The organism is Vreelandella zhuhanensis (assembly GCF_009793355.1).
GTDB lineage: Bacteria > Pseudomonadota > Gammaproteobacteria > Pseudomonadales > Halomonadaceae > Vreelandella > Vreelandella zhuhanensis.
The window spans coordinates 1-1,671 of the sequence record NZ_WTKP01000019.1; the positions used below are offsets into that span (position 1 = coordinate 1).

Annotated in this window: 3 protein-coding genes and 1 pseudogene; all 4 read left to right on the forward strand. The window is 55.9% G+C overall.

The features are described from left to right. Positions 1 to 156, forward strand: a pseudogene (locus GPM19_RS15135) (methionine adenosyltransferase); the annotation flags it as partial. 91 nt (positions 157 to 247) lie between these two features. Then, positions 248 to 715 carry an S-ribosylhomocysteine lyase gene (locus tag GPM19_RS15140; RefSeq protein WP_160419845.1) on the forward strand — a complete coding sequence of 156 codons (468 nt, stop codon included), beginning with the start codon at positions 248 to 250 and terminating at the stop codon, positions 713 to 715. A gap of 115 nt (positions 716 to 830) precedes the next feature. Beyond that, positions 831 to 1,172: a TraR/DksA family transcriptional regulator gene (locus GPM19_RS15145; RefSeq protein ID WP_160419846.1), complete on the forward strand. Its 342-nt coding sequence runs from the start codon at positions 831 to 833 to the stop codon at positions 1,170 to 1,172. A gap of 6 nt (positions 1,173 to 1,178) precedes the next feature. Then, positions 1,179 to 1,670, forward strand: coding sequence for a macro domain-containing protein (locus tag GPM19_RS15150; RefSeq protein WP_160419847.1), 492 nt, complete (start codon positions 1,179 to 1,181; stop codon positions 1,668 to 1,670). The last annotated feature ends 1 nt before the right edge of the window (position 1,671 follow it).

A 1,671-nucleotide genomic window follows, 5' to 3' on the forward strand; every position in this document is an offset into this window, starting at 1 on the left:
TTGACCTCGGCTTACGGCCATTTCGGTCGCGAGCCGTTCGAATCCAGCTACGCCTGGATCGATGATCAAGGCAAGCAGCAAGTCGAAACCTTTACCGCCTTTCCTTGGGAAAAGACCGACAAGGCCGACGCTCTTCGCCAGGCAGCCGGCATCTAAACCGCCTAGAAATTCCAAAGCTTGAAACTCGAAACCGGCACTGGCGGCTACGCCGTGCCTCCTTTAGCCATAGAACCCCAAGGTAATCTCAATGACCGAGCAAAAAATGAATGTCGAAAGCTTCAACCTGGATCACACCAAGGTGAAGGCCCCCTACGTACGCCTGGCCGACATCAAGACAGGTGAGAACGGTGACCGCATCCATAAGTACGACCTGCGTATCTGCCAGCCTAACCGGGATCACATGGACATGCCCTCTCTGCACTCCTTGGAGCACCTGATGGCCGAGCTGTCGCGCAACCACTCCGACAAGGTTGTCGATATCAGCCCCATGGGCTGCCAGACCGGTTTCTACGTGGCAGTGATCAATCACGATGATTATGAGGGCGTGTTGGACCTGCTGGAGAACACTCTGAAGGACGTTCTCGTGGCTACCGAGGTACCGGCCTGCAACGAAATGCAATGTGGCTGGGCGGCCAGTCATAGCCTGGAGGGTGCCAAGGAACTCGCTCGCGGCTTACTGGCCAAGCGTGGTGAGTGGACCCAGGTGTTCGCATAACTCCCTACAAAGTCCTGAACAAAGCAGCTATCTTGGGTCTTTCGGTTGGGGAATCACCTGTCGGCCGTATTGCTGGCCTTCCTGGACCCACTGACGCGAAAGGTAAGGGGAAGCGATGAATCATCCAGATATCGATATAGAGAAAATCACCCGCCAGCTGGAAGACACCAAGGCATTGCTGATCGATCAGAGCTTCGAGAGCAAGGAGAGCCGCGCCACGGTGATGCTAGACCAGCAGTCAGTGGGCCGCCTATCGCGTATGGATGCCCTTCAGGGCCAAGCCATGGCCAAGGCTGGGGAGGAGCGCCGTCAAATGATGATTTGGCGTATCGACGCAGCTTTGGCACGCCTGGAGCGGAAAACGTTTGGTGAGTGTAGCGAGTGTGGTGAATGGATTGCCGCTAAGCGGCTGGAGTGGGATCCCACCGTGCTGAAATGCATCAATTGTGCCGAGTGAGGAGACATGCTGAAACTGACGCAGAACGACTTGACTATAGAGGTCAGAACACAACAAGACCTTGAGGCAGAGACTTTGGATGCCGTGGTAGTGCCAGCCACCGAAGATCAGCGACGCGACCTTGGCAAGGCGGCAGAGGGTCAAGCTTGGATGACTTGGTCACCTGGTGAGACGACCCCCAAGACGATCAAGTTCATGCCACCCACCAAGGTGTCGGAGAGCGGATGGGAGGAACTGCTCATGTGTTACCGTTTTGCCATGCGAGTTGCGGAAATCCACGAGATCGCGTCGCTAGCCTTACCGCTTCCGGAGCAAGTTGGGCTACCTCCCGTGGAAGATGCCCTAGCAGCAAGGCTTTCCTTGACGATCTGGAACGAATCCAAGGAGCACCGACACCTGAAGCACCTTCATCTAGTCGCCAACGACAACCAGGAAGCTGTGCTATATGCCCACTGGCTTGTTGAAGTGCAAAGCGGCCATGTTCCTTCGCCTGAATAGG

Excerpts from the sequence above, each read along its gene's own strand:
- GPM19_RS15150 (WP_160419847.1), top strand. The coding sequence starts at position 1,179 with ATGCTGAAACTGACGCAGAACGACTTGACTATAGAGGTCAGAACACAA.
- GPM19_RS15140 (WP_160419845.1), top strand. The coding sequence starts at position 248 with ATGACCGAGCAAAAAATGAATGTCGAAAGCTTCAACCTGGATCACACC.
- GPM19_RS15145 (WP_160419846.1), top strand. The coding sequence starts at position 831 with ATGAATCATCCAGATATCGATATAGAGAAAATCACCCGCCAGCTGGAA.